Source organism: Streptosporangium sp. NPDC004379 (genome assembly GCF_042873875.1).
In the GTDB taxonomy this organism is placed as follows: domain Bacteria; phylum Actinomycetota; class Actinomycetes; order Streptosporangiales; family Streptosporangiaceae; genus Streptosporangium.
In genome coordinates this window covers 70847-95086 of the sequence record NZ_JBIAMC010000015.1, presented here as the reverse complement: position 1 = coordinate 95086, position 24240 = coordinate 70847, and the positions used below count along the sequence as shown (strand labels likewise).

The window sequence follows — 24240 nt, the reverse complement described above, 5'->3', positions numbered from 1 at the left end:
TGGGAGAGCGGCCGCGTGCCGCGAGGTGATCTCGAGGTGACCTGCGATTCCGGAGACGCTGGGAACGCCGATGCGCGGCCGGGAGCCCGAGCGGGCGGAGGTGCTCCGCCTGCTGGAGGGCGTCGCCGGTCCGGGGACGCACGTGCTCCTGGTGGAGGGCGAACCGGGGATCGGCAAGAGCCTCCTGCTGGCCGAGGCGGCGGCAGCGGCGGCCGCCCGCGGGACGGACGTCGCCGCCGGCCGGGCCGACGAGCTGGAACGCATGATGCCCCTGGCGCCACTGCTGTCGGCGCTGGAGGAGGCCACCACCCGCGCCGCGGTCGCGCGGAGCGCCTTCCCCGGGGAGCCGGGCCTGCTGATGTGGCTGGCCGAACGGGTGCGCACCACGCTGGAACGGCGCGCCGCCGCCGGGCCGCTGCTGGTGGCCCTCGACGACCTGCAGTGGGCCGATCCCGTCACGCTCATGGCGTTGCGGACGCTGCCGGCGCGGCTGGCCGGCCGCCCGCTGGCGTGGCTGCTGGCACGCCGCGCCACCGGCGACGACGACGGCGCGCGGCTGTTCGGCCTGCTGGAGCAGGAGGGGGCCGCCCGGATCGCGCTGCGCCCGCTGGACGGGGTCTCCGCGGCGCGGGTGTCCGCCGACGCGCTGGGCGCCGCGCCGGACGCGGAGCTGACGGCGCTGACGGCCCAGGCCGCCGGAAACCCGGCGCTGCTGCTGGCGCTGCTGACCGGGCTGCGTGAGGAGGGCGCCGTCCTGGTGGACGCCGGCGTGGCCGGCTCCGTGGGAACGGCGGAGTCCCGAAGGACGGCGGAGCCCGGGGGGACCGCGCGCCTCAGAGGAACGACGGGGTCTGCGGGGTCTTCGGAGCTTTCGTGGGCCGCCGGGTGCGGCCCGGCGGCGGGGGTGCTGCCCCGGAGGCTGCACACCGCGGTCCGGCGGCGCCTGGACGAGGTGAGCCCCCGGACGCGCCACCTGCTGGAGGCCGTCGCGGTGCTCGGGCGGTCCTTCTGCCCGTCCTACGCCGCCGAGCTGCTCGGCGAGTCCCCGGCCGCGCTGCTTCCCGCCCTGGACGAGGCCCTGGCCGCCGGGCTGCTGGTGGCAACGCCCGAGGAGCTGGCCTTCCGCCACGAGCTGCTGTGGCGGTCGGTCCTGGAGACGGTCCCGCCCCCGGTACGGCAGGCACTGCGCCGGCAGGCCGAGCGCCTCGCGGCACCCGCCGCGCCGGTGACCGCGCTGCTCGCCTGGGACGAGGGCCGCCTCTCACGCGGCCTGGAACTGGCCCGCGAGGCCGCCGAGGCGCCCCCCCGGACCCCCGGCCCCCGGGATCCCCAGCCGCGGGCCGTACTGGCCGCGATGCTCATCGACCTGGGGCTGCTCGACGAGGCGGAGAAAACCGCCACGAACGCCGCGGCCGAGGCGGCGGACCGGCCCGCGTGGGCCGCCGCGGTCCTGGTGCTACGTGCCCGGCTCGACCTCGCCGCAGGCCGGCCCGGCGAAGCGGCCGAGCGGGCCGAGGCGGCGCTGGCGGCCGCCGTCGGCCTGGACGTCCCCGACCTGGCCTGCCTGGCGCTGTCGGCGCTCGGCACCGCGGCGCTGCGCGCGGGCGACCTGCCGCGGGCGGCGCGGGCCCTCGCCTCCGGCCGGGCCACGCGGGCGCCGGGCACGCCGTACGGGCGGCTGCGCGCCGAGCTCGCGGCCGGGCGGATCATCGAGGCGCGGGACGGGGCGGAGGCCGCGATGGCGCCGCTCGGCGGGCTCTACGACGGCCTGGCCGGGCACACCGGGGTGCTGACCGATGAGCCCGCGGCGGCGGCGTGGCTGGTGCGCACCGCCCTGACCGCCGGGGACGGCCGGCGGGCCGACGCGGTGGCGGCCGCCGCCGAGGACCTGGCCGGGCGCAACCCCTGCCTGCCCGGCCCGCCGGTGGCGGCCGTCCACGCCCGCGGCCTGCGCGACCGCGATCCCGCGGCGCTGGGCCGGGCCGCCGCCGGGTACGCCGACCCGTGGGCCAGGGCCTCGGCCGCCGAGGACCTAGGCGTGCTGCTGGGCGCCGTCCCCGGCGACCGCGACGCGGCCGTGGCGACCCTGAACGGCGCCCTTTCCGGCTACGACGGCGTGTGCGCGCGCCGCGACGCGGCCCGGGTGCGGCGCAGGCTGCGCGAGCTGGGCGAGCGGCGGCGCCACTGGGAACGCGTCGACCACCCCGACTCCGGCTGGTCCAGCCTCACCGCCACCGAGCGCGCCGTCTGCGACCTGGTGTCCCAGGGGCTGACCAACCGGCAGGCCGCCGAGCAGATGTTCGTCAGCGAGCACACCGTCGCCTTCCACCTGCGCCAGATCTTCCGCAAGCTCGGCGTCCGCTCCAGGGTCGAGCTGGCCAGGCTGGCCGCCCTGTCCGCCGCGGGTCCGGACGGGCGCTGACCCGGCGGCTCCCGGTCGCCGGCCGGCTCCGCGGCCGCCGCCGGAGACCGGGCACGAGCCGGGTCAGCCGAAGGAGACGGCCAGCTCCCCGCCGGACAGGCCGACCCGCACCACCGTGCCCTCGCCCACGTCCCCGGTCAGCAGCGCCCGCCCGATGCGGGTCTCCACCTCCCGGGAGATGAACCGGCGCAGCGGCCGCGCGCCGTACACCGGGTCGTAGCCGCGCTCGGCGATGTGGCGGCGCGCCTCGGCGGTCAGCTCCAGCCGGATGCCGCGCTCGCCGAGGCGCACCCGCAGCTCGGTGAACATCAGGTCGACGATGTGCTCGATCTCCTCCATGGTGAGCGGCTTGAAGACCACGATGTCGTCGACGCGGTTGAGGAACTCCGGGCGGAAGTGCCCGCGCAGCTCCCCCATGACCCGTTCCTTCACGTCCTGCTTGATCTCCCCCTGGGGCGTGACGCCCTCCAGCAGGTGCATCGAGCCGATGTTGGACGTCATGATCAGCACGGTGTTGCGGAAGTCGACGGTCCGGCCCTGGGCGTCGGTGAGCCGCCCGTCGTCCAGGACCTGCAGCAGGGTGTTGAAGACGTCGGGGTGGGCCTTCTCCACCTCGTCGAACAGCACCACCGAGTACGGCTTGCGCCGCACCGCCTCGGTGAGCTGCCCGCCCTCCTCGAAGCCGACGTATCCCGGCGGCGCGCCGACCAGGCGGCTGACGGTGTGGCGCTCCTGGTACTCGCTCATGTCGACGCGGACCATGTTGTCCTCGGTGTCGAACAGGGCCTCCGCCAGCGCCTTGGCCAGCTCGGTCTTGCCGACGCCGGTCGGCCCCAGGAAGATGAACGACCCGATCGGCCGGCGCGGGTCCTTGATGCCGGAGCGGGCCCGGATGACGGCGTCGGCCACCAGCCGCACCGCCTCGTCCTGGCCGACGACCCGCTCGTGCAGCACCTGGTCCAGGTGCAGCAGCTTCTCGCGCTCGCCCTCCTTGAGCCGGCTCACCGGGATGCCCGTCCACCGGGCGACGATCATGGAGATCTCGTCCTCGGTGACGACCTCGCGCAGCAGCCGCCCGGCGTCCTGCTTGGCGCGCAGGCTCTCCTCCTCGGCGCGCAGCCGGCGTTCCAGCTCGGGCAGCCGGCCGTGGCGCAGCTCGGCGGCGCGGTTGAGGTCGTAGTCGCGCTCGGCCCGCTCGGCCTCGGTGCGGACCCGCTCGATCTCCTCGCGCAGCGCCTGCACCCGGCGCAGCGCCTGCCGTTCGGCCTCCCATCGGGCGCGCATCGCATCGGCCTCGGCGCGCAGGCCGGACAGCTCCCCGCGCAGTTCCGCGAGGCGGGCGGCGCTGGCGGCGTCCTCCTCCTTGCTCAGCGCGGCCTCCTCGATCTCCAGCCGCGTCACCCTGCGGGTCAGCTCGTCCAGCTCGGCGGGCATCGAGTCGATCTCCGTACGGAGCATCGCGCACGCCTCGTCCACCAGGTCGATGGCCTTGTCGGGCAGGAACCGGTCGGAGATGTAGCGGTGGCTCAGCACGACGGCGGCCACCAGCGCGGCGTCCTGGATGGTCACCCCGTGGAAGACCTCCAGCCGCTCGCGAAGGCCCCGCAGGATCGAGATGGCGTCCTCCACCGACGGCTCGTCGACCATCACCGGCTGGAAGCGCCGCTCCAGGGCGGCGTCCTTCTCGATGTGCCTGCGGTACTCGTCGAGGGTGGTCGCGCCGATCAGGTGCAGCTCGCCGCGGGCCAGCATGGGCTTGAGCATGTTCCCGGCGTCCATCGCGCCCTCGGCGGCTCCGGCGCCGACGACCGTGTGCAGCTCGTCGACGAACAGCAGGATCCGCCCCTCGGCCGCGGCGACCTCGGTGAGCACCGCCTTGAGGCGTTCTTCGAACTCGCCCCGGTACTTCGCCCCGGCGACCAGAGCCCCCATGTCGAGACTGAAGATCGTCTTGTCCCGCAGTCCCTCGGGCACGTCGCCGTCGGCGATCCGCTGGGCCAGTCCCTCGACGATCGCCGTCTTGCCGACGCCGGGGTCGCCGACCAGCACCGGGTTGTTCTTGGTCTTGCGCGACAGGATCTGGACGACGCGGCGGATCTCGGTGTCGCGGCCGACGACGGGGTCCAGCCGCCCGGAGGCGGCGGCGGCCACCAGGTCCTGCCCGTACTTGGCCAGCGCCTCGTAGGCGGCCTCCGGCATGGCGGAGGTGACCCGCTGGTGGCCGCGGATCTCGGTGAGCGCCCGCAGGAGACGTTCCCGATCGAGCCTCTGGGCGGCCAGCAGCCGCCCGACGGAGGTCTCCGGCCCCTCCTCCAGCAGGGCGGCCAGGAGGTGCTCGACCGAGACGTACTCGTCCTTCAGCCGGTCGGACTCCCGCCTGGCCGTCTCCAGCAGGCGCGACAGCCGCTGCGTCACCCGGATCTGGCCCGGCTCGACGCCGGGCCCGGCGACCCGGGGGCGGCGGAGGAGCTCGGCCTCCACCTCCTCCCGCAGCCGCGCGGGGTCGGCTCCGGCGCGTGAGACCAGCCGGGGCACCAGCCCGTCGGACTGGTCCAGCAGCGCCAGCAGCAGGTGCTCGCCGTCGACGTCCTGGTGGCCGTGGCGCAAGGCGGCGGTCTGCGCGTCGTGCAGCGCCTCCTGCGACTTCTGCGTCAGCCGGTTGAGATCCACGGCGTGCCTCCTACGGGCCGGGAACGGGTGCGGGCGGCGGCCTCCAGCTCGGCGATCCGGTCGAGCAGGTCGATCACCAGGCCGAGGGCGGCGTAGTTGAGGGTGAATCCGGCGCGCAGCCGCTGGATCCGCGCCATGGCCCGCAGCTGGGACTCCTCGAACCACAGGGTCCCCGACGGGTCGGTGCGGGCCTGCAGCACGCCGAGGACGACCAGGCGGCGCGGCAGATCGGGGTGGACGCCCGCGGCGCGGGCGAAGGTCTCCAGGTCCAGCCGCCGGGGACGGGCCAGGGCGTAGGTCACCGCCGCCTCCTCGGGTCGTAGGACGAGGAGGCGGCCAGCCGCTCGAACAGCTCGCGCTCCTCATCCGACAGGTGCGGCGGGACCATGATCCGCACTTCGGCGAACAGGTCTCCCGGCGTGCCGCGGGGGTCGGGCATCCCCCGGCCGCGCAGTCGCAGCCGCCGCCCGCTGGAGGTGCCCGCCGGCACCTTGACCTTGGCCTCGCCGCCGGGGGTGTCGACGGCGACGGCCGCGCCGAGCGCCGCCTCCCACGGGGCCACCGGCAGCCGGACGTGGAGGTCGCGCCCCTCGACCCGGTAGCGGGGGTGCGGCGCGATGGAGACGGCCAGGTAGAGGTCGCCCGGCGGCGCGCCGCCGGTGCCCCGGCCGCCCTGCCCGGCCAGCCGTACGCGCTGCCCGTCGGTCACCCCGGGCGGGATGTCCACCTGGAGGGTACGGCCGCCCACGGCGATGGACCGGCGGCCGCCGCGGTAGGCGTCCTCGACGGTCAGCTCGATCCCGGCCTCCTGGTCGGCGCCCGGGATCGGCCCCCAGCCCCGGCCGGCCCGGCCGGCCTGGCCCGTGCGGCCCGCCCGCCCGGCGCGGCCCGCCCGCCCGGAGAACAGCCCCTGCAGCAGGTCGTCGAGGTCGATGTCCTCGCCGAACTCCACGCCGGGACCGAAGCCCTCCGGTCCGAAGCCACCGGCGCCCGCCCGGGTGCCCCGCCCGGCGCGGGCCGCCCTGGCGCGCGCCCAGGTCTCCGGGTCCACGTCCTCGGGCACCTGGCGGAACTCCGGTCCGAAGGCGTCGTAGCGGCGGCGGGTCGCCGGATCCGACAGCACGCTGTAGGCCTCGGCGATGTCCTTGAACCGGTCCTCGGCCGCGGGGTCCTTGTTGACGTCGGGGTGGTTCTCCCGGGCCAGCCTGCGGTAGGCGCGCTGGATCTCCTCCTGCCCCGCTCCCCTGGGGAGGCCGAGGATCTCGTAGAAGTCGCGGGCGGGCGGCATCATTCCGCCTTGGAGACCACGACCTGGGCGGGCCGCAGCTGCCGCTCGCCGTCGCCGTAGGCGGGCAGCACGACCGCGAGGACCGTCCCGGCGGGCACGTCATCACGCGGGACCACCGCCACCGCCTCGTGCCGGGCCGGGTCGAACGTCTCCCCGGTGTCGTCCCGGCGTGGGAACCCCAGATCTGTGAGGACGGTCAGGCCCTGCTGCAGCACCGCCCGCAGGCCCGCGGCGAGGGAGGCGGGGTCGCCCTCGGTGTGTTCCAGGGCCCGTTCCAGGTTGTCCAGCACGGGCAGCCACTCCCCGGCCGCCCTCGCCCGCTCCTCCAGCCGGACCCGCCCGGCGTCGCGGCTGACGCGTTTGCGGAGGTTGTCGAGGTCGGCCAGGGCGCGTTTCCAGAGGTCCTCCAGCTCGGCGACCCGGGCCCGCAGCCCGGCCGCCTCCGCCTCCGCCCCGGTCTCCGCTCCGGCGGCCGGCCCTCCGGCCCGCTCCCCGGCCCGGACCGCGTCCTGATCAGCACTCTGACCGGCGTTGTGACCGGCGTTGTGACCGGCGTCCTGACCCGCCGCCCGGTCCGCGGACGGCCCCGCGGCGGTCCTCTCCCACTCCGGCGGGTCACTCATCGGTCGTGAACTCCGCGTCGATGACGTCCTCGTCCCCGCCCGCACCCGTGCCCGCACCGGCGCCCGCAGCCGCGCCGGCCCCGGCGGTGCCCGTGCCGGCCCCCGGCCCCGCCCCGGCCCCGGCCGTGCTCAGGCCCTGGTAGACCTGCCGCAGGTCCTCGGCCAGCGACCGCAGCCGCTCCAGCGGGGTGTCCTGCCGTTCGATCGCCTCGCGGGCCTCGGTGACGAGCATGTCGGCCCGCGCCTTCTCGTGCACCGGGGCGGCGTCCCCCAGCTCCCGCAGGCGGCGCTCCACCTGGTAGGCGGCGCTGTCGACGGCGTTGCGGGCGTCGACCGCCTCGCGCAGCCGCCGGTCCTCGTCGCGGTGCTGCTCGGCGTCGCGCACCATCCGCTCGATCTCGCCCTGGTCGAGGGTCGAGCTCTCGCTGATCGTGATGCGCTGCTCGGCGCCGGTGTCCTTGTCGCGGGCGGAGACGTTCAGGATGCCGTTGGCGTCGATGTCGTAGGTCACCTCGATCTGCGGCTCACCGCGCGGCGCGGGCCTGATGTTCTCCAGCCGGAACCGGCCCAGCACCCGGTTGTCGGCGGCGCGCTCGCGCTCCCCCTGCAGCACCACCACGTCCACCGCGCTCTGGCCGTCCTCGGCGGTGCTGAACACCTCGGTACGGCGGGCCGGGATCGTCGTGTTGCGGTCGATGACCTTCGTCATGATCCCGCCGAGGGTCTCGATGCCCAGCGACAGCGGGGTCACGTCGAGCAGGACGACGTCCTTCAGCTCGCCCTTGATGACGGCCGCCTGGACCGCGGCGCCCAGCGCCACGACCTCGTCGGGGTTGACCGTCATGTTGGGCTCCTTACCGCCGGTCATGCGGCGCACCAGCTCCTGCACGGCGGGCATCCGGGTCGAGCCGCCGACCAGGATCACCTCGTCGACGTCGGCCGCGGTGAGCCTGGCGTCGGACATGGCCCGCTCCACCGGCCCCCGGCACCGTTCCAGCAGGTCGGCGGTGATCTCCTCGAACGTCGCCCGCCGCAGCGTGGTGTTCAGGTGCTTGGGCCCGCTCGCGTCCGCGGTGATGAACGGCAGGCTGATCTGCGTCTGGGTGACGGCCGACAGCTCCACCTTCGCCTTCTCCGCCGCCTCGAACAGCCGTTGCAGCGCCTGGGGGTCCTCCCGCAGGTCGATGCCGGTGTCGCGCTGGAACTCGTCGGCCAGGTGGTCGACGATGCGCCGGTCGAAGTCGTCGCCGCCCAGGTGGGTGTCACCGGCGGTCGCCCGTACCTCGACGACGCCCTCGCCGACGGTCAGCACGCTGACGTCGAACGTGCCGCCGCCCAGGTCGAAAACCAGCACGGTCTCGTTCTCCTTGCGGTCCAGGCCGTAGGCGAGCGCCGCCGCGGTGGGCTCGTTGATGATCCGCAGCACCTCCAGGCCCGCGATCCTCCCCGCGTCCTTGGTCGCCTGGCGCTGGGAGTCGTTGAAGTAGGCCGGGACGGTGATGACCGCCTCGGTGACCTTCTCCCCCAGGAACTTCGAGGCGTCGTCGACGAGCTTGCGCAGGATCTGGGCGGCGATCTCCTCGGGCGCGTACAGCTTGCCGCGCACGTCGAAGCGGACCGCGCCGTCCGGGCCGGACACCACGTCGAAGGAGACGGCGTTGATCTCGCTGGAGACCTCGTCGTAGCGGCGGCCGATGAACCGCTTGGCGGAGGAGATCGTCCCCTTGGGGTTGAGGATCGCCTGCCGCCGGGCCAGCTGCCCGACCAGGCGCTCGCCCTCGGGGGTGAAGGCCACGACCGACGGCGTCGTCCGTGACCCTTCGGCGTTGGGGATGACCGTGGGCGTGTCGCCCTCCATCGTGGCGATCACCGAGTTGGTGGTCCCCAGGTCGATCCCGACTGCTTTGGCCATGCTGACCTCCGACGAGTGCGCTCTGACCTCCGGCGGGCGCCCCACGGGCCGCCGCGGGGCCGGGTCTCACCCCATGCGGCCCACGTTCGCCCCGTACGGCCCGCCGCCACATCCTCAGACCTGACGGTTCCGGCGGTTCCGCCGCCGGCCTGTCACGGGGACGCCGCCCCGGAGAGGCCGTCCGTGGGGGCGCGATCCCGGGAACGCCCTCTCGTGCCCCGTCCCGGGCCCCTCGCCTCCGGGCCCCTCTCAGGACCTCTGTCTCAAGGACTCCGTCTCAATGGCTCCGTCTCAGGGGCGCGGCGGGACGGCGCCGGGCGGCATCGTCCCCGGAGCCCCGGGCGACGCCGGGGGCATCCCCCCGGACACCGGAGGGGAAGCACTCCCGCCGGGCGTGGCCGAACCGGGCGGCATCGTCCCGACCGACGCCCCGCCCGGGGACATCGTCTCCAGGACCCTGCGCGCCTCGACGACGTGCGGCGCCGTGGCCAGCACCTCATAGTGGTCGGCGATCAGCTCGCTGGAGGAGACGAAGTCGCGCTTGCCTCCGGTGAGCGCGTGACCGACCAGGCCGAAGATCACGCCGGCGATCACACCCCATATCAGGCCCCACAAGATCAGCAGGAGGCCGGACCGCCCGGGAACGAAGATCGCCAGGAACAGTCCGACCAGCAGCCCGATCCAGGCGCCCGACGCCGCGCCCATCCCGGCCGCGCGCAGGTAGGTCAGCCGTCCGAGCACCTTCTCCACGAGCCGCAGGTCCACCCCGACGATCGAGGTGTTCTCGACCGGGAACTTCTGGTCCGACAGGTAGTCCACGGCACGCTGGGCCTCCGCGTAGGTGCGGTAGTTCGCCACCGGCTCGCGGGCGGCGGGCGGCGTCTCGGCGGGTCGCATGTGGCCCTCCTCAGATAGGTCGTACACCCACCGTGACCGGGCCGCGACGACGCCACATCCCCAGACCTGGTAGTCGGACGCCGGGTACGGCCCGCAAGCGGCGAGACGGCGGGCGGACCCCCACTACCCGGAGCCGGCAGCCCACCGTTCGCGGCTCACGGCCCGCGACCTGTGGCCTGCGGCCTGTGGGCGGGCGGGTCCGGAGGCGGCCGGCCCGTCCCGGGGGCTACGGCCGGAGGCCGCGCAGCAGGATCTCCAGGTAGCGGTCGGTCACGACGCCGTCCTCGTCCTCGCCGCCGCGGATCGCGTGCTGCAGCCCGCACGTCAGCCGGCGCACGTCGTCCGGGACGACGTCGGCGCGGACGACCCCGGCCGCGCGGGCGCGGTCGAGCACGCGCGCCGACAGCGCCTGGAGTTCGCCGGCCAGGGCCAGGGTCTCCGCGCCCCGGCACTCGGGCGTCGACAGGGCCTCGGCGAGTGCGGGGTCGGTGAGCTGGTGGCGCAGGGCGGCGCGCAGCAGGTCGCGCAGGCCGCCCGCGATGTCCGGATCGGCGGCGGCCGCGGCGGCCGCCGCGACGAGTTCCCGGTAGCCGTCCGCCGCCAGCGCCTCCAGCAGCGCCTGGCGGCCGGTGAAGTGCCGGTACACCGTTCCGACGCCGACGCCGGCGTCCTTGGCGATGGCGTTGAGCGGCAGTTCGAGGTCACCGGCGGCGACGCGTGCGCGCGCGGCGGCCAGCATCCGTGCCCGTACGCGGGCGGAGTCGGCACGCATTGTCACACCAAGAGGATAAACCATCCGCTAGCGTGGTACCTTGAAACGGATAATCTATCCCCTAACTCGAACCCGGGACGGCGAACATGGCATTGACCTGGTCCTTCGACGACATCCCCGACCAGAGCGGCCGGACGACACTGATCACCGGCGCGAGCAGCGGACTCGGCCTCGTGGTCGCCGACCGGCTCGCCCGCCGCGGCGCGAGCGTCATCATGGCCGTACGCGACCCCGCCAAGGGCGAGCGCGTCCGCGCCGGCCTGCGGGGCGACATCGAGGTCCGCCAGGTCGACCTGGCCGACCTGGACTCGGTGCGGCGCCTCGCCGACCGCATGCACGCCGACGGACGCCGCATCGACGTGCTGCTCAACAACGCGGGCATCGGCGTACGGACGCCCGCCCCGACACCCCAGGGGTACGAGAACGTCTTCGCCGTCAACCACCTGGGCCCGTTCGCCCTCACCGGCCTGCTGCTGGAGCTGTTCCGCCCGGACCACGACCCGCGCGTGGTCACCGTCGGCTCGAACCTCTACCGCCGCGTGCGCCCCCGCACGGACTTCGAGGACCTCACCGCCGAACGCCCGATCTCCTCCGGCGTCGCCTACGTGAAGTCCAAGACCGCGAACCTGCTCTTCGGCGCCGAGCTGGACCGCAGGCTGCGACGGGCGGGCAGCCCCGTGCGCAGCTTCCTCGCCCACCCGGGCATGGCCTCCACTCCGATGCAGGACAACGCCCGGGGCTTCGCCCAGAAGGCGGTGCTCGCGGTCGTCAAGCCGCTGTTCAGCCGTCCGGCGGAACAGGGCGCGCTGCCGCTGGCGTTCGCCGCCACGAGCCCGGAGGCACGGACCGGGCGCTTCCTCGGCTTCTCCAGCCGCCGCACGGACCCCCGCATCCACTTCGAGGCGCTCGTCCCGCCCGCCGACGACCCCGCCCTGGCCGAGCGCCTCTGGCGGCTGTCCGAGGACGCGACCGGCGTCCGCTACCTGAACGGCGACCTCGCCGGACGCCCCTGACCGCCGGGATCACCCCGTGAGACCCGGGAAAGGCCGATGCGACGCGGCGTCCGCGCCGCACCGGCCCCGGAGAACCGAAAGCCCCGGGAAATCCGGAAGACGTCCCCGGCCGGTCCGGCTCAGGAGGCGCCGACCGCCTTGCCGTGCTCCCCCTCGGCCGCCTCCGCGGCCGCCCTGGTGGCCCGCCGCTTGATGAAAACCGTGGTGGCCAGGCCGAACAGCACCGCCACGGCCAGCCCCACCCAGGAGAAGCCCTTGAGCCACTGCTCGGCGACCCGGCCCACCGAGTAGACCGCGGCGGTGGTGCCGCCCGCCCACACGATCCCGCCCAGCACGTTGGCGATCAGAAACCGCCAGTACGGCATGCGCAGCGCGCCCGCCAGCGGCCCGGCCAGGATGCGCAGCAACGCGATGAACCGGCCGAAGAACACCGTCCACATGCCGTAGCGGTGGAAGTAGTGCGCCGCCCTGGAGATGTGCTCCGGACCGAAGTGCTTGGGGAACCTGCGTCCCAGCCGGTCGAACAGGGGCTGGCCCCCCTTGCGGCCGATGGCGTAGCCGATCGAGTCGCCGACGATCGCCCCGGCACTGGCGCAGACGCCGACCCACACCGGGTCGACGACCCCCTTGGCCGCCAGCAGCGCGGCGCTGACCAAGACGATCTCCCCCGGAAGCGGGATGCCCAGGCTCTCCACCCCGATCACCAGCCCGACGATCAGGCAGACCCACAGCGGCGGAATCGACTGGAGCAACGCGTCGACATGCATGGATGCCACCCTATTGGTCCGATGCCGCGATCTTCGCCATCCGGACCGTCCGGGCACGGCACAGCCGGACGCGCCGGTCAGGGCCTGAAGACAGGCGGGCCGCCCCGGCCGGACGAGCGGAGCCGGGCACGCCGTACCGCACCGCCGTACCCGGATCCCCCGGCACGGATCGCCGGCGCCGGGAGCGTCAGACGGCCCCGCGGATCGCGGTGTGGGCCGCCTCGCGCATCGCGGCGTGCAGCGCCGCGTTGGGCTCCCGCTCGGTGCGGGCCTCCACGATCCGGACCCCCTCCCCTCGCAGCGCCTTGGGCAGCTGCCCCGCCTCGTCCACGAAGGTGTACGGCGTGCCGGTCGCCGCGGCCACGTGCGCCAGATCCACCCCGTGCGCGGTGCCGAAGAGCCGCTCGAACGGCTCGCGCAGCGCGGCCTGGGGCAGCAGCGAGAAGATCCCGCCGCCGTCGTTGTTCACCACGACCAGGCACAGGTCGGGGCGGGGCTCACGGGGCCCCAGGATCAGGCCGTTCTGGTCGTGCAGGAACGTCAGGTCACCTAGCAGCGCGTAGGCGGGGCCGTTGTGGGCCAGCGCCGCGCCGATCGCGCTGGAGACCACGCCGTCGATCCCGGCCGCACCCCGGTTGGCCATGACCCGCAGACCCCGGCGGGGCCGCATCGCCTGGTCCAGGTCACGGATCGGCATGGAGGAGCCGGAGAACAGCAGCGACCCGTTGGGCAGCGCCTCGGCCAGGTCGCGGGCCAGGAGCGGCTCGCTGAACCCGGAGCCGTCCAGCACCTCGTCGACCGCGGCGCGGGCCGCGGCGTCGGCGCGCCGCCAGGAACGCAGCCAGTCGTCGTCGCCCGCCGCGACCGGGATCTCCACCGCCTGCGCCACCTGGGTGGCCGAACGGGTCGGATCCGGCCAGCGGGTCAGGTCGCCGGTGACCACGATGTGCTCGGCGGCCTGCCCCAGCCACCCCAGCAGCGGCCGCGACAGGCTCGGCCGGCCCAGGGTGACCACCACGTCGGGCCGGTGCCCCTCGGTGAACTCCGGGGCGCCGAGCAGGAAGTGGTACGCCGGCATCGCGTGGTCGCCGTAGCGGGCGTTGCCGTGCGGCTCCGACAGCACCGGCCAGCCGGCCATGCCCGCCGCCGCGACGTACCGCCGCACGTTGGCCGCGCCGTCTCCGACGACGAGCACCCCGCGCCGGGTCGGCGGCAGGTGCAGCGCCGACGCCGGGGGCGCCACCCGGGCACGGACCCACGGCCCGGCGGAGCCGCCGCCGTCCAGGGGCTCACACCAGGAGGCGTCGCCGTCGGGGACGAGCGGCTCACGGAAGGGGACGTTCAGATGGACCGGGCCGGGGTCGTAGGGGCCCAGGGCGCGCTGGTAGGCGCGGCAGGCCAGCGAACGCCAGTAGGCGACCTGACCGGGGCGGTTCTCCGGCACGCCGACCTCGCCGAACCAGCGGACCGCCGTGCCGTACATCTTGATCTGGTCGACGGTCTGGCTGGCGCCGGTGTCGCGCAGCTCGGGCGGCCGGTCGGCGGTGAGCACCAGCAGCGGCGCCCCCGACTCGTGCGCCTCGATCACCGCGGGGTGGAAGTTGGCCGCGGCGGTGCCGGAGGTGCAGACCAGCGCCACCGGCCGCTCCCCGCGGCGGGCCAGGCCCACCGCCAGGTAGGACGCCGACCGCTCATCGACGCGCACGTGCAGCCGCAGCCGGCTGTCGGCGTGCACGGCCAGCGCGAGCGGGGTAGAGCGGGAGCCGGGCGCGAGCACCACGTCGGTCAGGCCGCAGCGGGCCAGCTCGTCCACCAGCACGGTCGCGAGCGCGGTGGCCGGGTTCACCGCGCCACCCGCCACGACCCGCGGGCGCGGCGCCCCGCCGTGCCCGCGGCCCGGCCCACCGGGTCCCGCGGCAGCGTCTCCCCCATTACGGCCGGCGCGGGAACTGGCCGAAGTCGGGGCTGCGCTTCTCCTTGAAGGCGTCGCGGCCCTCCTGCGCCTCCTCGCTCATGTAGAACAGCAGGGTGGCGTCCCCGGCGAACTGCTGCATGCCGGCGGCGCCGTCGCTGACGGCGTTCAGCGCGCCCTTGAGCATGCGCAGCGCCAGCGGTGACTTCTCCAGCATCTCCCTGGCCCACTTGACGGTCTCGGTCTCAAGCTCGGCCAGCGGGACGACGGCGTTGACCAGACCCCAGTCCAGGGCGGTCTTCGCGTCGTACTGGCGGCACAGGTACCAGATCTCACGGGCCCGCTTCAGGCCGACGGTCTCGGCCAGCAGCCAGGAGCCGTAGCCGCCGTCGAAGGAGCCGACCTTCGGGCCGGTCTGGCCGAAGACGGCGTTGTCGGCGGCGATGGACAGGTCGCAGCAGACGTGCAGCACGTGGCCGCCGCCGATGGCGTAACCGGCGATCATCGCGATGACCGGCTTGGGGCAGCGGCGGATCTGCACCTGGAGGTCCAGCACGTTCAGCCGGCCGACGTGCGGGGTGGACTTGTCGACGTAGCCGTCGTCGCCGCGGATCTTCTGGTCGCCGCCGGAGCAGAAGGCCCGGTCGCCGGCGCCGGTGAGAATGATCACACCGACCTCGCCGTCCTCCTGGGCGACGTCGAAGGCCCGGCGCAGCTCGAACAGCGTGGTCGGGCGGAAGGCGTTGTGCCGCTCGGGCCGGTTGATCGTGATCTTCGCGATGCCCTCGCCGGTCTCGTAGACGATGTCCTCGTAGTCGCCCGACCGCTTCCAGTCGACCGCGCGCTTCTGGACGCTCTCCGGCAGGGGACGCCCCTCGCCCGCCGCCGCCTCGTTGCCGCCCGGCTCGGCCCGCTCGGTGCTCACGATCGTCTCGCCCCTTCCTCACCGGGGTCTCCCCCGGTCCTCACTCGGCATTCGGCACTAACCTTACGACCGTGACGACCGGACCCGCACACCTGGAGCCCCCTCCCGGGGGGCGGGAACTGCACGCCCTGACGCTGCCCCCCGGCCCCCGGCTGACCGCCGCCGTCGCCACCGCGCTCGGCGGGGACGGCCCCGCGGTCCTGCCCCTGCCGCCCGCCCTGCCCGCCCCCGCGTTGCGGGCGACGCTCACGGCGCTGCGCCCCACCCACCTCGACGGCGCGCCGTACGCCGGCGGCGTCCCGGTGGCGGCGGAGACGGCCGTGGTCATCGCCACCAGCGGTTCCACCGGCGTCCCCAAGGGGGTGCGGCTCACGGCCGCCGCGCTGCGGGCCTCGGCCTCCGCCTCGCTGCGCCGGCTGGGCGCCCGTCCCGGCGAGCGCTGGCTGTGCTGCCTGCCGCCCTCCCACGTGTCGGGCCTGCAGGTGCTGGTGAGGTCGCTGCTCGGCGGGACCGAGCCGATCGTGCACGAGGGCTTCTCCCCGGAGGCGGTGCTGGCCTCCGGGGCCGAGCACGTCTCGCTGGTGCCGACCCAGCTGCGCCGCCTGCTGGCCGCCGACCCGGCCGGTCCGGCGGCCTTCCGGACGATCCTGCTGGGCGGCGCCGCCGCCCCCGCGGCCCTGCTCGCCGACGCCCGCGCCGCCGGCGCCCGCGTCGTCACCACCTACGGCATGAGCGAGACCTGCGGCGGATGTGTCTACGACGGCGAGCCCCTTGACAATGTAGATCTCAAAATCGGCGGCGACGGGCGGATCCGCCTCGCCGGGCCCGTGCTGTTCTCCGGTTACCGCCTGCGCCCCGACCTCACCGCCGCCGCCCGCGACGGCGACTGGTTCCTGACCTCCGACCTCGGCGAGGTGACCGGCGGCCGGCTGCGGGTGCTCGGCCGGGCCGACGACATGATCAACACCGGCGGCGAGAAGGTCGTCGCGGCGCAGGTCGCGGCGGTCGTGGCCGCGCACCCCGCGGTGGCCGACGCCGCGGTCGTCGGCCGCCCCGACCCCGAATGGGGCGAGCGGGTGGTCGCCGTCGTGGTCTCCCCCGCCCCGCCGTCCCTGGCCGAGCTGCGCGACTTCGTCAAGGAGCGCCTTCCGGCCCACGCGGCCCCGGCCGAGCTCGTCGTGCTGCCGGAGATGCCTCTTCTGCCCAACGGGAAGCCGGATCTCACCGCCCTCCGTTATGGTCGTCATCCGGAACCCTGACGGTCCGGCGTCACGGCCGTGGCCCGGAACCGTTACGGGGCGGCGCGCGTCAATAGGGAAGAAACCGGCATCCGCCGGGTGCCCCGGGCGGACATCGGCGGGCCGGTGCGCGTCACCGGAGACGACCGGCACGGCCGATACGGAAGGGACGATAACCATGAGGATCGACCGCAGGACACTGGTCTCGGCGGCGGTCGTCGGCGTGGTCCTGGCCGGCGGCGCGTCCGTCGCGGCGGCCGCCTCGGCGGGCAGGCTCGGCGGCGGCACCGGGCCCGCGAGGACCGGCGAGCCCGTGGAGACCCTGGATCCGGGCGATGTGGCTCCGGCGGATCCCCTGAAGCCGGGCGAGACCGCCCGGCCCCTCCCCTCCCCCACGGAGGCGGCGCCCTCCCCGGAGGACTACGTGGTCTCCCGCCGGGTCAACCCCGACCCGCGCAAGGCCGCGGAGTACTGGACCGAGAGCCGCCTGGAGCAGGCGGAGCCGTTCCCCATGCCCGCGGCCGAGGGCCCGGTGAACGTGACGGAGTAGGCCTGGGGCGGGCCGGGAGGAGGCCGTCGCCTCGCGGGCCGCCGGCCCGCCGACGGGCCTCGATCCGGCCGGGAACGGGCCGCCGTACGGGCGCCCGGGACCGCGCGCCACGACGGGCCGTGAACTGCCCATCATATTTTCCCCGTCAAGTCGGGAACAGAAAGTTCTTGGACGGGGTTATTGGTACTGGTGCGCTGAGCGGCCCCCACGCCGCCCCACCCAATAGACAATCCGTATTGCAGACGACTCCGTGATGGAGGAGGTGTCCTCATGCCCCCAACCGCCGCCGCGACCTCTCCTGAGGCCCCGACGACCCTCGACCAGCTCCTCGACCGAGGGCGAGTCCAGGGTCACCTCTCCCTCGCGGAGCTGCGCCACGCGTTCGCCGAGACAGGGGTCAGCCCGACCGAGGGAAGGGCCATCCTGCGGGAGCTCACCGAGGCGGGCGTCAGCCTGTCGGCCGAGGACGAGCCCACGCTCGCCAAGGCCACGGCCAGGCCCACCCGCAAGACCGGCGCGCGTAAGACCAGGGCGGCGGCGAAGACGACCGCCGAGCCGGCCGCGGATCGCGCGGAGCCGGCGTCCGGGGACGACCCCGAGGCGGCCGCCCCCAGGCCCAGGGTGACCCGCGCCTCGAAGACCACCAGGGCGCCGAAGGGCGTCAGGGCGAAGACCGCCGCCAAGGACACGTCCCAGGCCGGCGCCGGGGAGTCCGACGAGGACGAGTGGACCGCCCCGGACGACGCCGAACTGGAGGCCGAGGCCGAGCAGGCGCTCGACCTGGACGACCAGTCCTCGGTCATGGGCGACTCGGTGCACACGTACCTCAAGTCCATCGGCCGCCGCACGCTGCTGACCGCCGCCCAGGAGGTCGAGCTGGCCAAGCGGATCGAGGCGGGCCTGTACGCCGAGGCCAAGCTGGAGGCCGAGCCGGGCATGTCCGCCGCCATGCGGGACGACCTGGAGTGGGTCGCCGAGGACGGCCGCCGGGCCAAGGACCACATGCTGGAGGCCAACCTCCGCCTGGTGGTCTCGGTCGCCAAGAAGTACACCGACCGCGGCATGGCCCTGCTGGACGTGGTCCAGGAGGGCAACCTCGGCCTGATCCGCGCGGTGGAGAAGTTCGACTACACCAAGGGCTACAAGTTCTCCACCTACGCCATGTGGTGGATCCGGCAGGCCATCCAGCGCGGTTTCGCCGACTCCGCCCGCACCATCCGCCTGCCGGTGCACGTGCTGGAGATGCTGTCCAAGCTGTCGCGCGTCGAGCGTGACATGCACCAGCGTCTCGGCCGCGAGCCCACCCCCGAGGAGCTGGCGGTGGAGCTGGACAGGTCCCCCGACCAGATCGAGGAGCTGCTGCGCACCAGCCGCCAGCCGATCAGCCTGAACGCCACGATCGGCGAGGACGGCGAGACCACCATCGGCGACCTCATCGAGGACGTCGACTCCCCCGAGGCCTCGGAGGTCGTCGATCGGCAGCTTCTCGGCGAGCAACTGCGCGGCGTGCTGGGCAACCTCTCCCCCAGGGAGGCGAAGATCATGGCCCTGCGCTTCGGCCTCGTCGACGGCAAGCCCCACACCCTCGACGAGATCGGCAAGCACCTCGGCCTGACCCGTGAGCGCATCCGGCAGCTGGAGAAGGAGTCGCTGTCCAAGCTGCGCCACCCCAGCAACACCCGGCCCCTGCTCGACTGGGCCAGCTGACCGCACGAACCGAAAGACGCCGCCCCCGGATCCTCCGGGGGCGGCGTCTTTCGGTTCTCCGGCTTCGTCCTCGTCGCCGCCCGGGTGCTCCGGCCGCCTCAGGGGGCGGTGTCCAGGAGCCGCTTGGCGAGGTCGGCGATGTGGGCCCGCCAGGCGGTGAGGGCCGCAATGCGGGCCCCGGGCAGGTCGTGCGGGCCGGTCTGGGTGACGACGAGGCGGGCGCCGTGGCCGGTGCCGGGCCCGAGCTCCCAGCGGACGGTCCCGGCGGGCCGGTCGCCGCGGTGCCAGCCGTACTCCAGCAGGGCGGGGACGCGGGCCTCGGTGACGGTCCCCGGGGCGAACTCCGGGACGGTGAAGCCGGGCGGCACGGCGTCGCCGGGCGCGGGGACGGCGTCCGGGTGCAGCTCGGCCCAGACCCGTTCGGCCGGGCGGACGAGCTGGCGCTCGAACCGCACCCGCCAGCCCCCGGGAACGTCCTCGCTCGTCCCCTCGTCCAGCCCGAACCTCGCGACCAGCGCCTCGTGCAGGTCGTCGGCGCGGCCCGGCGCGGTGGCGGGCCCGCCGCCGAGGATCTGGGTCAGCGTGCCGGTGCACATCCGCCAGCCCGCGGCGAAGCTGGCCGCGCCGAAGCGGTCGGCGAAGGTGTGGGTGAGGACCAGCAGGCTGCCGTCGCCCCGGGGCCGCACCTCCCAGCGCAGCAGGTCGTCGCCCCAGGTGTAGGCGATGGCCCGCGGCGGGTCGAACTCGGTGACCACGCCGTCCACCGGCGGGTGCCCGCCGCCGAGGTCGAAGCCGATCCTCCCGCCGGCCCGCAGGTCCGCCTCGACACGGGCGGGGAACCACTCGGCGAGGTGCGCGGGGTCGGTGACGGCCCGCCAGACCTTCTCCGGCGGGTGTCCGAGGCGGCGCTCCATCCGCAGGACGGTCCGGTCGCCGTCCGCGGCCAGGGTCTCGCTCACCGGAGATCCCGGGGACTCGGAGAGCTCCGAGGACTCCGGGGATGTGGGGGGCGTCCAGGGTGTCTGGGATTCGTTCACGGGGACTCCTTCGGGCGGTGCTCGCCGTCCTCGTCCGGCATCGCGTCGAGGTGGCCTTCCAGCGCGTCCAGACGACCGGCCCACAGCCGCCGGTACGGCGCGAGCCAGGCGTCGAGCTCGCTCAGCGGCTCGGGGCGCAGCTCGTACCACCGGCGCTGGGCGTCCCTGCGCACCGTCACCAGTCCGGCCTCCCGCAGCACCCGCAGGTGCTTGGAGGTGCCCGGCTGGGTCAGGCCCAGCTCATCGGTCAGCTCCCCCACCAGTCGGGGGCGCTCCAGGAGCAGGTCGAGGATGCGGCGCCGGACGGGTTCGGCGAGCACGTCGAGTGGTGATGACACCTCCTCAACATACTCTTTCAGCTATATAACCGCAATGGAATCAAAGGGTTTCCCGGAACGACCCGGCACACGAAGGCACCCGCCGCGGAGAACGCGACGGGTGCGGGAGGCGGCGGGCCTTACCGGGGAACGGACGGCCTTCGCAGGGCCGTACGGCCGCACGGGAGACGGGCGGCCGCACGCACGACGCCCGGCCGCACGGAAGGAGGCCGGGCGCGCGGGCGTCAGCCCACCCAGCCGGCCGGCCGGGGGACGCGGATGAGACCGGTGAGGCGGTTGCGCTCGCGCAGGGTGCGCAACCGGTTGACCTCGTCGGTCCACACGGAGCCCTTGGGGGTCGCCTTGGCCTTGCGGCGGCGGATCCGGTCGTCGTAGGCCCGGACGCCGAACGTCGCCCGCTGGTTGGCCTCGGCGGCCCGCAGCGCCTCGGTGAGCGCCATGTCGAAGGAACGGGCCGCGACCCGCAGCTCCTCGGTGGAGGCCCCGGCGGCCTGGACGCGCCGCAGCTCGGCCTCGGCGGCCCGCGCCTTCCCCAGGAGCTCGGGGAAGCTCTTCCCGACCTCCTGGTCAGCGTGGTAGCGAACCTCCGCCTCCCGGCTCACGCCCGGTCGGAAAAACGCCATCGTCTGCCCTCTCTCTACCGCCGGGCGTTCCCCGGCTGATCACGGCTCGTAGCCTACGCGGTTCACGTCCGCCCCACACATCCAGGGACCGGCGTCACGGCGCGCCTGCCTTTACGCAGTAAGGTCACGGCTGGCAGGATGGCCGCCATGCCAGCGAAACGACCGCCCATTCCCCTGTCCCGCGAACGCATCATCGACGCCGCCCTGCACATCGCCGACACCCAGGGCCTGCGGCGGCTGACGATGCGCCGGCTGGGGGACGCCCTGCAGGTGGAGGCGATGGCCATCTACCACCACCTGCCCCGCGGCAAGGACGCCCTCATGGACGCCCTGGCCGAGCACGTCACCGCCGTCCACGTGGACCCCTCCCCCGACTGGCGCGAGGGCGCCCGGCAGTGGTGCCGGACGAGCCGGGCCCTGCTGCGGGAGCATCCGGGGGTGCTGGCGCTGGCGCTCACCAGGCCCCCCAAGGGGCGGGCGGCGATGGCGCTGCGCGAGCAGACCGACCAGCTCGCCGAAGCGGGGCTGCCGGACGCGCCGCGAGCCGTCCGGGCGCTGCGCGCCTACGTCTTCGGGGCGGTGGCGGTGGAGGTGCAGCAGTCGGGCTGGGCCGAGCCGATGGGCGAGGACGACGAGCCCTGGCGCCCGCCGTCGGCGGGGGGAGGCGACCCGGCGTCCGACGCCGACTTCGAGACCGGCCTGGAGGCGCTCCTGACCGGGCTGGCCGCCCGCTGACGCCGCCCGGCCGGAGACGCGCGGCCGGGCGGAAGGACGGCGTGCACGTCCGGCCACCGGGCCCGGTCACCGCCCTCCGGACGGCCGGGGACGAAGACCGTGTCAAGGCGGCGTCAAGGCGGCACGGCGCCCGCAGGCCGTTCCGTCTCCCGGGCGGCCCGGGGATTTTACCCGGCATCGGGCGTGTCGAGGTTGGCCGGGTATCTTCCTATAAGGCATGCTGTGTCATAGAACACACCCTCAACATGCTGGCGGGGCCCACTCCTGTTCAGGGTGCAAACAGTCCTAACGGGCTATGTCGCCTGGGGCGTGCGGATCGCACACTTGATCTGCCTGATGTGCGCACCTCAGCGCCGAGACGCGCACGACCATACATGTCCACCAGAAGCTCGCCCCGCATGCGCGGGGATCGGGCCCGACGCCGGTCGCCCGGCGGAACGGTCCCGGCGAGCCGAAGAGAGAGATCCGGAGGCACGCCGATGTGCCCGCATGAGCCGTCCTGTCCGTCCGCCGACGCGCAGAACCGCGAGGCCGCCCGCACGCTGGCCTCGCACCCCGAGCAGGGCTGGTCCCTGCTGTGCAACGGTGTGGTGCTGTTCGAGGACACCGGCGAGCTCCTTCCCGACGGCGCCGTCATCGAGCCGCATCGGCCGCTGGCCGGGGTGTCCTGATCGTCCGGGCTCCCGCATCGGGAGTCACACCGGGGCCGGCCGCATCCTCGCGCCGAGCCACTCCGCGACGACCTCGCCCACCCGGCCGGGATCCTTCCTGAACTCGTGCCCCTCACCCGGCAGCACCACCAGCCGGGCGGTGTCGGCCGCCTCCGGCACACCGAACGGGTCGCGGTCGCCGCTGACCGCGAGGACGTCCACCCCGGCGGCACGCAGCTCCTCCGCGCGGGAGCGTTCCGGCCTGCCCGGCGGGTGCAGGGGGAACGCCAGCGCGACGACCGCCTCGGCCCCGGCCTGCCGCGCCGTACGGCAGGCGACCCGGGCGCCGTTGCTCCGCCCGCCCTGCACGAGCGGCAGGCCCGGATGACGGGCGCGGAGCGCGGCCACCAGCGCCGTCCACGCCTCGTCCTGCTTGACGGCCGAACCCGGCGCGCGGCCGCCCCGCACCCGGAACGGCTGCGTCACCCGGACGACCAGGCCGCCGATCGGCGTCACGGCGTCCCGTACGGCCAGCAGGTCGGGAGCCTCCACCCCGCCGCCCGCGCCGTGCGTGAGCACCAGCAGGAAGCGCGGACGGGCGACCTCGCCGATCTCGGCCAGGGCCGGGCCGTGCGGGGTCGGGATCTCCAGGGCGGTCGCTTGACGCGGGGACACAGATGTCGTCCTAAAGGCCGATCCCGGGAGCCGGGATCAGGTAGAGAATCAGGGTGTGCAGGAGCATCACGATATCCGACAGGACATGCGCGCCACCCTGGAGGCCCGCCGCGATCTGGGCCCCGAGTACGAGGCCGCGCTGGTGGAGTCTTTCGTCGACCGGATCGACGCCACCATCACCGCCCGCGTCCGGGCCGAGCTACGCGCCGCGGACGCCGGCCCTCAACCTCCCGGGAACCGGCGCAGGGGCGACGGCTCGGTGTCGATCGCACTGGGCTCCCTGGGCATCGGCGTCCCGCTGACCGCGATCGCCGCGGGCGAGGCGGGGACGGCGGGCCTGCTGCTCGCCTGGGGCGGCATCATCGCGGTGAACCTCGCCCACGCCCTGGGCCGCCGCCGCCCCCACACCTGACCTATATATCGCGGTCGTGACGGAGGCGGACCTCGTCGGCGAGGTCGGCGTCGCCGTCCAGGCCGTAGCGCCACACCCGCTCGGCGTCCTCGTCGCGGCCGCGGAGCGGGAGCGTGCGGGCCAGCAGCTCGATGGCCAGCGCGCCGGTCTCCACGTCGCCCTCCTCCTCGACGGCGGCGGCGAACTCCGCGCACGCCAGGTCGAGGTGCGCCATGCCGAGCAGCACCCGCAGCCGGGCGGCGTCTGCGACGTCGGGTACGGCCAGCGCGGTGAGGACCGCGTCGGCGGCCTGCCCCGCCTCACCCTCCTGGAGGAAGAACTCCGCCAGCCGCTGGGCCGCCCGGGAGGCGATCTCCGGGTCCCCGGTGGCCAGGGCGGCGCGCAGCGCCTCCTCGGCCTCCTCCTCCCCCGTGGCCAGCCGGGCCAGGGCCATGTGCGCCAACGGCACGTAGGCCGGGTTGCCGATGCCCAGGGCGGCCTGCCAGGCGGCCCGTGCCTGGTCCGGCAGCTCCTCGCGCTCGAAGCTGCGGGCGAGCAGGCAGGCGGCCTGGGCGGCGAACTCCGGATGCCCGGTCGCCAGCGCGGTGCGCGCGGCCGATCGGGCGCCGGCCACGTCGCCGCGTTCCTCCAGCACCACCGCGAGTCCCACCGCCGCCTGGGCGCGATCGGGCCCCGCGGAGTCGGCGGCGAGATCCGCGAAGATCGCCGCAGCGGCGTCCAGGTCGCCGTCCTCGGCCAGTCTGCGGGCCGTTTCCAAGGGACGCGTGTCCACCTCTGGCATGCGGGGTCCTCTCCGGGTGAGGGAAACGCCCCGAGCCTAACGACTCGGGGCGCCCCGCGGTGCTCATTGCGATGCTTCGCTTCGCAATGAGCATGCTCGGGGGCGCCGGTGTCTGGACTGAGGAACGCAGCCGCGAAGCGGCGGAGCGACGAGGGAAGACACCGGCTCAAGAGCCCCCGAGCCGCGACACGCAGTGTCGCAATGAGCATGCTCGGGGGCGCCGGTGTCTGGACTGAGGAACGCAGCCGCGAAGCGGCGGAGCGACGAGGGAAGACACCGGCTCAAGAGCCCCC

23 protein-coding genes are annotated in these 24240 nt (G+C 74.7%); 8 read left to right on the top strand and 15 right to left on the bottom strand.

Features of this window, described 5'->3' with window-relative positions:
- Window positions 1–70 precede the first annotated feature (70 nt).
- Window positions 71–2422 (top strand): AAA family ATPase, encoded by a 2352-nt coding sequence (locus ACFYSC_RS28150; protein ID WP_389967695.1) that lies wholly within the window; start codon window positions 71–73, stop codon window positions 2420–2422.
- A gap of 63 nt (window positions 2423–2485) precedes the next feature.
- Here the strand turns inward: ACFYSC_RS28150 and clpB are convergent, their stop codons facing one another.
- The 7 genes from clpB to ACFYSC_RS28115 form a co-directional block, all read right to left on the bottom strand.
- Entirely contained in the window at window positions 2486–5092 is a 2607-nt protein-coding gene (clpB, locus tag ACFYSC_RS28145; RefSeq protein ID WP_389967693.1) for an ATP-dependent chaperone ClpB, read from the bottom strand.
- A complete protein-coding gene (locus ACFYSC_RS28140; protein ID WP_362944719.1) occupies window positions 5074–5394 on the bottom strand; it encodes a chaperone modulator CbpM in 321 nt (106 codons plus the stop codon). The genes clpB and ACFYSC_RS28140 overlap by 19 nt, the downstream gene beginning before the upstream one ends.
- The gene (locus tag ACFYSC_RS28135; RefSeq protein ID WP_362944717.1) at window positions 5391–6383 is read right to left on the bottom strand and encodes a DnaJ C-terminal domain-containing protein; all 993 of its coding nucleotides are present in this window, start codon (window positions 6381–6383) and stop codon (window positions 5391–5393) included. The genes ACFYSC_RS28140 and ACFYSC_RS28135 overlap by 4 nt, the downstream gene beginning before the upstream one ends.
- Complete coding sequence (locus tag ACFYSC_RS28130; RefSeq protein ID WP_362944715.1) at window positions 6380–7003, bottom strand: nucleotide exchange factor GrpE; 624 nt, start codon at window positions 7001–7003, stop codon at window positions 6380–6382. The genes ACFYSC_RS28135 and ACFYSC_RS28130 overlap by 4 nt, the downstream gene beginning before the upstream one ends.
- Window positions 6996–8915 (bottom strand): molecular chaperone DnaK, encoded by a 1920-nt coding sequence (dnaK, locus tag ACFYSC_RS28125; protein ID WP_362944713.1) that lies wholly within the window; start codon window positions 8913–8915, stop codon window positions 6996–6998. The genes ACFYSC_RS28130 and dnaK overlap by 8 nt, the downstream gene beginning before the upstream one ends.
- A gap of 291 nt (window positions 8916–9206) precedes the next feature.
- On the bottom strand, window positions 9207–9812 hold the full coding sequence (locus ACFYSC_RS28120; RefSeq protein WP_362944711.1) for a general stress protein: 606 nt from the start codon (window positions 9810–9812) through the stop codon (window positions 9207–9209).
- Between the two features lie 226 nt (window positions 9813–10038).
- Window positions 10039–10584 carry a helix-turn-helix domain-containing protein gene (locus ACFYSC_RS28115; RefSeq protein ID WP_362944764.1) on the bottom strand — a complete coding sequence of 182 codons (546 nt, stop codon included), beginning with the start codon at window positions 10582–10584 and terminating at the stop codon, window positions 10039–10041.
- Window positions 10585–10670: 86 nt separating this feature from the next.
- On the opposite strand from ACFYSC_RS28115, the gene ACFYSC_RS28110 reads away from it, so the two are divergent.
- Window positions 10671–11597 (top strand): SDR family NAD(P)-dependent oxidoreductase, encoded by a 927-nt coding sequence (locus ACFYSC_RS28110; RefSeq protein WP_389967689.1) that lies wholly within the window; start codon window positions 10671–10673, stop codon window positions 11595–11597.
- 119 nt (window positions 11598–11716) lie between these two features.
- On the opposite strand, the gene ACFYSC_RS28105 is transcribed toward ACFYSC_RS28110, so the two are convergent.
- The 3 genes from ACFYSC_RS28105 to menB all read right to left on the bottom strand — a co-directional run bounded on the left by ACFYSC_RS28105 (window position 11717) and on the right by menB (window position 15141).
- Entirely contained in the window at window positions 11717–12364 is a 648-nt protein-coding gene (locus tag ACFYSC_RS28105; protein WP_389967687.1) for a DedA family protein, read from the bottom strand.
- 187 nt (window positions 12365–12551) lie between these two features.
- Window positions 12552–14210 (bottom strand): 2-succinyl-5-enolpyruvyl-6-hydroxy-3-cyclohexene-1-carboxylic-acid synthase, encoded by a 1659-nt coding sequence (gene menD, locus ACFYSC_RS28100; RefSeq protein WP_389967685.1) that lies wholly within the window; start codon window positions 14208–14210, stop codon window positions 12552–12554.
- 85 nt (window positions 14211–14295) lie between these two features.
- Window positions 14296–15141 (bottom strand): 1,4-dihydroxy-2-naphthoyl-CoA synthase, encoded by an 846-nt coding sequence (gene menB / locus ACFYSC_RS28095; protein WP_362944758.1) that lies wholly within the window; start codon window positions 15139–15141, stop codon window positions 14296–14298.
- 131 nt (window positions 15142–15272) lie between these two features.
- Between menB and ACFYSC_RS28090 the strand changes: the two genes are divergently transcribed.
- The 3 genes from ACFYSC_RS28090 (at window position 15273) to ACFYSC_RS28080 (ending at window position 18696) form a co-directional block, all read left to right on the top strand.
- On the top strand, window positions 15273–16460 hold the full coding sequence (locus tag ACFYSC_RS28090; RefSeq protein ID WP_389967683.1) for an AMP-binding protein: 1188 nt from the start codon (window positions 15273–15275) through the stop codon (window positions 16458–16460).
- 157 nt (window positions 16461–16617) lie between these two features.
- The gene (locus ACFYSC_RS28085) at window positions 16618–16989 is read left to right on the top strand and encodes a hypothetical protein (protein WP_389967681.1); all 372 of its coding nucleotides are present in this window, start codon (window positions 16618–16620) and stop codon (window positions 16987–16989) included.
- A 270-nt stretch (window positions 16990–17259) separates the two neighbouring features.
- Window positions 17260–18696, top strand: a complete 1437-nt coding sequence (locus tag ACFYSC_RS28080; protein WP_389967679.1) for an RNA polymerase sigma factor — start codon at window positions 17260–17262, stop codon at window positions 18694–18696.
- A 98-nt stretch (window positions 18697–18794) separates the two neighbouring features.
- Here ACFYSC_RS28080 and ACFYSC_RS28075 read toward each other — a convergent pair whose 3' ends face one another.
- From ACFYSC_RS28075 to ACFYSC_RS28065, 3 genes are all read right to left on the bottom strand, one after another.
- Window positions 18795–19655, bottom strand: a complete 861-nt coding sequence (locus ACFYSC_RS28075; protein WP_389967677.1) for an SRPBCC family protein — start codon at window positions 19653–19655, stop codon at window positions 18795–18797.
- Between the two features lie 74 nt (window positions 19656–19729).
- A complete protein-coding gene (locus ACFYSC_RS28070; RefSeq protein ID WP_362944683.1) occupies window positions 19730–20071 on the bottom strand; it encodes a metalloregulator ArsR/SmtB family transcription factor in 342 nt (113 codons plus the stop codon).
- 224 nt (window positions 20072–20295) lie between these two features.
- Window positions 20296–20694 carry a hypothetical protein gene (locus ACFYSC_RS28065; protein ID WP_362944681.1) on the bottom strand — a complete coding sequence of 133 codons (399 nt, stop codon included), beginning with the start codon at window positions 20692–20694 and terminating at the stop codon, window positions 20296–20298.
- Window positions 20695–20841: 147 nt separating this feature from the next.
- On the opposite strand from ACFYSC_RS28065, the gene ACFYSC_RS28060 reads away from it, so the two are divergent.
- On the top strand, window positions 20842–21429 hold the full coding sequence (locus ACFYSC_RS28060; protein WP_389967674.1) for a TetR/AcrR family transcriptional regulator C-terminal domain-containing protein: 588 nt from the start codon (window positions 20842–20844) through the stop codon (window positions 21427–21429).
- A gap of 479 nt (window positions 21430–21908) precedes the next feature.
- Window positions 21909–22100, top strand: coding sequence for a DUF5999 family protein (locus ACFYSC_RS28055; RefSeq protein WP_179823793.1), 192 nt, complete (start codon window positions 21909–21911; stop codon window positions 22098–22100).
- Window positions 22101–22124: 24 nt separating this feature from the next.
- On the opposite strand, the gene ACFYSC_RS28050 is transcribed toward ACFYSC_RS28055, so the two are convergent.
- A complete protein-coding gene (locus tag ACFYSC_RS28050; RefSeq protein WP_362944754.1) occupies window positions 22125–22730 on the bottom strand; it encodes an alpha/beta family hydrolase in 606 nt (201 codons plus the stop codon).
- A gap of 109 nt (window positions 22731–22839) precedes the next feature.
- On the opposite strand from ACFYSC_RS28050, the gene ACFYSC_RS28045 reads away from it, so the two are divergent.
- Window positions 22840–23166 (top strand): hypothetical protein, encoded by a 327-nt coding sequence (locus tag ACFYSC_RS28045; RefSeq protein WP_389967672.1) that lies wholly within the window; start codon window positions 22840–22842, stop codon window positions 23164–23166.
- A 1-nt stretch (window position 23167) separates the two neighbouring features.
- Here the strand turns inward: ACFYSC_RS28045 and ACFYSC_RS28040 are convergent, their stop codons facing one another.
- On the bottom strand, window positions 23168–23947 hold the full coding sequence (locus ACFYSC_RS28040; protein WP_389967670.1) for a hypothetical protein: 780 nt from the start codon (window positions 23945–23947) through the stop codon (window positions 23168–23170).
- Window positions 23948–24240 lie beyond the last annotated feature (293 nt).

What these genes read in the sequence shown, in the direction of transcription:
- ACFYSC_RS28150 (WP_389967695.1), top strand. Translation starts at nt 71, where the DNA reads ATGCGCGGCCGGGAGCCCGAGCGGGCGGAGGTGCTCCGCCTGCTGGAG.
- ACFYSC_RS28135 (WP_362944717.1), bottom strand. Translation starts at nt 6,383, where the DNA reads ATGATGCCGCCCGCCCGCGACTTCTACGAGATCCTCGGCCTCCCCAGG.
- ACFYSC_RS28130 (WP_362944715.1), bottom strand. Translation starts at nt 7,003, where the DNA reads ATGAGTGACCCGCCGGAGTGGGAGAGGACCGCCGCGGGGCCGTCCGCG.
- dnaK (WP_362944713.1), bottom strand. Translation starts at nt 8,915, where the DNA reads ATGGCCAAAGCAGTCGGGATCGACCTGGGGACCACCAACTCGGTGATC.
- ACFYSC_RS28120 (WP_362944711.1), bottom strand. Translation starts at nt 9,812, where the DNA reads ATGCGACCCGCCGAGACGCCGCCCGCCGCCCGCGAGCCGGTGGCGAAC.
- ACFYSC_RS28115 (WP_362944764.1), bottom strand. Translation starts at nt 10,584, where the DNA reads ATGCGTGCCGACTCCGCCCGCGTACGGGCACGGATGCTGGCCGCCGCG.
- ACFYSC_RS28110 (WP_389967689.1), top strand. Translation starts at nt 10,671, where the DNA reads ATGGCATTGACCTGGTCCTTCGACGACATCCCCGACCAGAGCGGCCGG.
- ACFYSC_RS28105 (WP_389967687.1), bottom strand. Translation starts at nt 12,364, where the DNA reads ATGCATGTCGACGCGTTGCTCCAGTCGATTCCGCCGCTGTGGGTCTGC.
- ACFYSC_RS28085 (WP_389967681.1), top strand. Translation starts at nt 16,618, where the DNA reads ATGAGGATCGACCGCAGGACACTGGTCTCGGCGGCGGTCGTCGGCGTG.
- ACFYSC_RS28080 (WP_389967679.1), top strand. Translation starts at nt 17,260, where the DNA reads ATGCCCCCAACCGCCGCCGCGACCTCTCCTGAGGCCCCGACGACCCTC.
- ACFYSC_RS28065 (WP_362944681.1), bottom strand. Translation starts at nt 20,694, where the DNA reads ATGGCGTTTTTCCGACCGGGCGTGAGCCGGGAGGCGGAGGTTCGCTAC.
- ACFYSC_RS28060 (WP_389967674.1), top strand. Translation starts at nt 20,842, where the DNA reads ATGCCAGCGAAACGACCGCCCATTCCCCTGTCCCGCGAACGCATCATC.
- ACFYSC_RS28055 (WP_179823793.1), top strand. Translation starts at nt 21,909, where the DNA reads ATGTGCCCGCATGAGCCGTCCTGTCCGTCCGCCGACGCGCAGAACCGC.
- ACFYSC_RS28045 (WP_389967672.1), top strand. Translation starts at nt 22,840, where the DNA reads ATGCGCGCCACCCTGGAGGCCCGCCGCGATCTGGGCCCCGAGTACGAG.
- ACFYSC_RS28040 (WP_389967670.1), bottom strand. Translation starts at nt 23,947, where the DNA reads ATGCCAGAGGTGGACACGCGTCCCTTGGAAACGGCCCGCAGACTGGCC.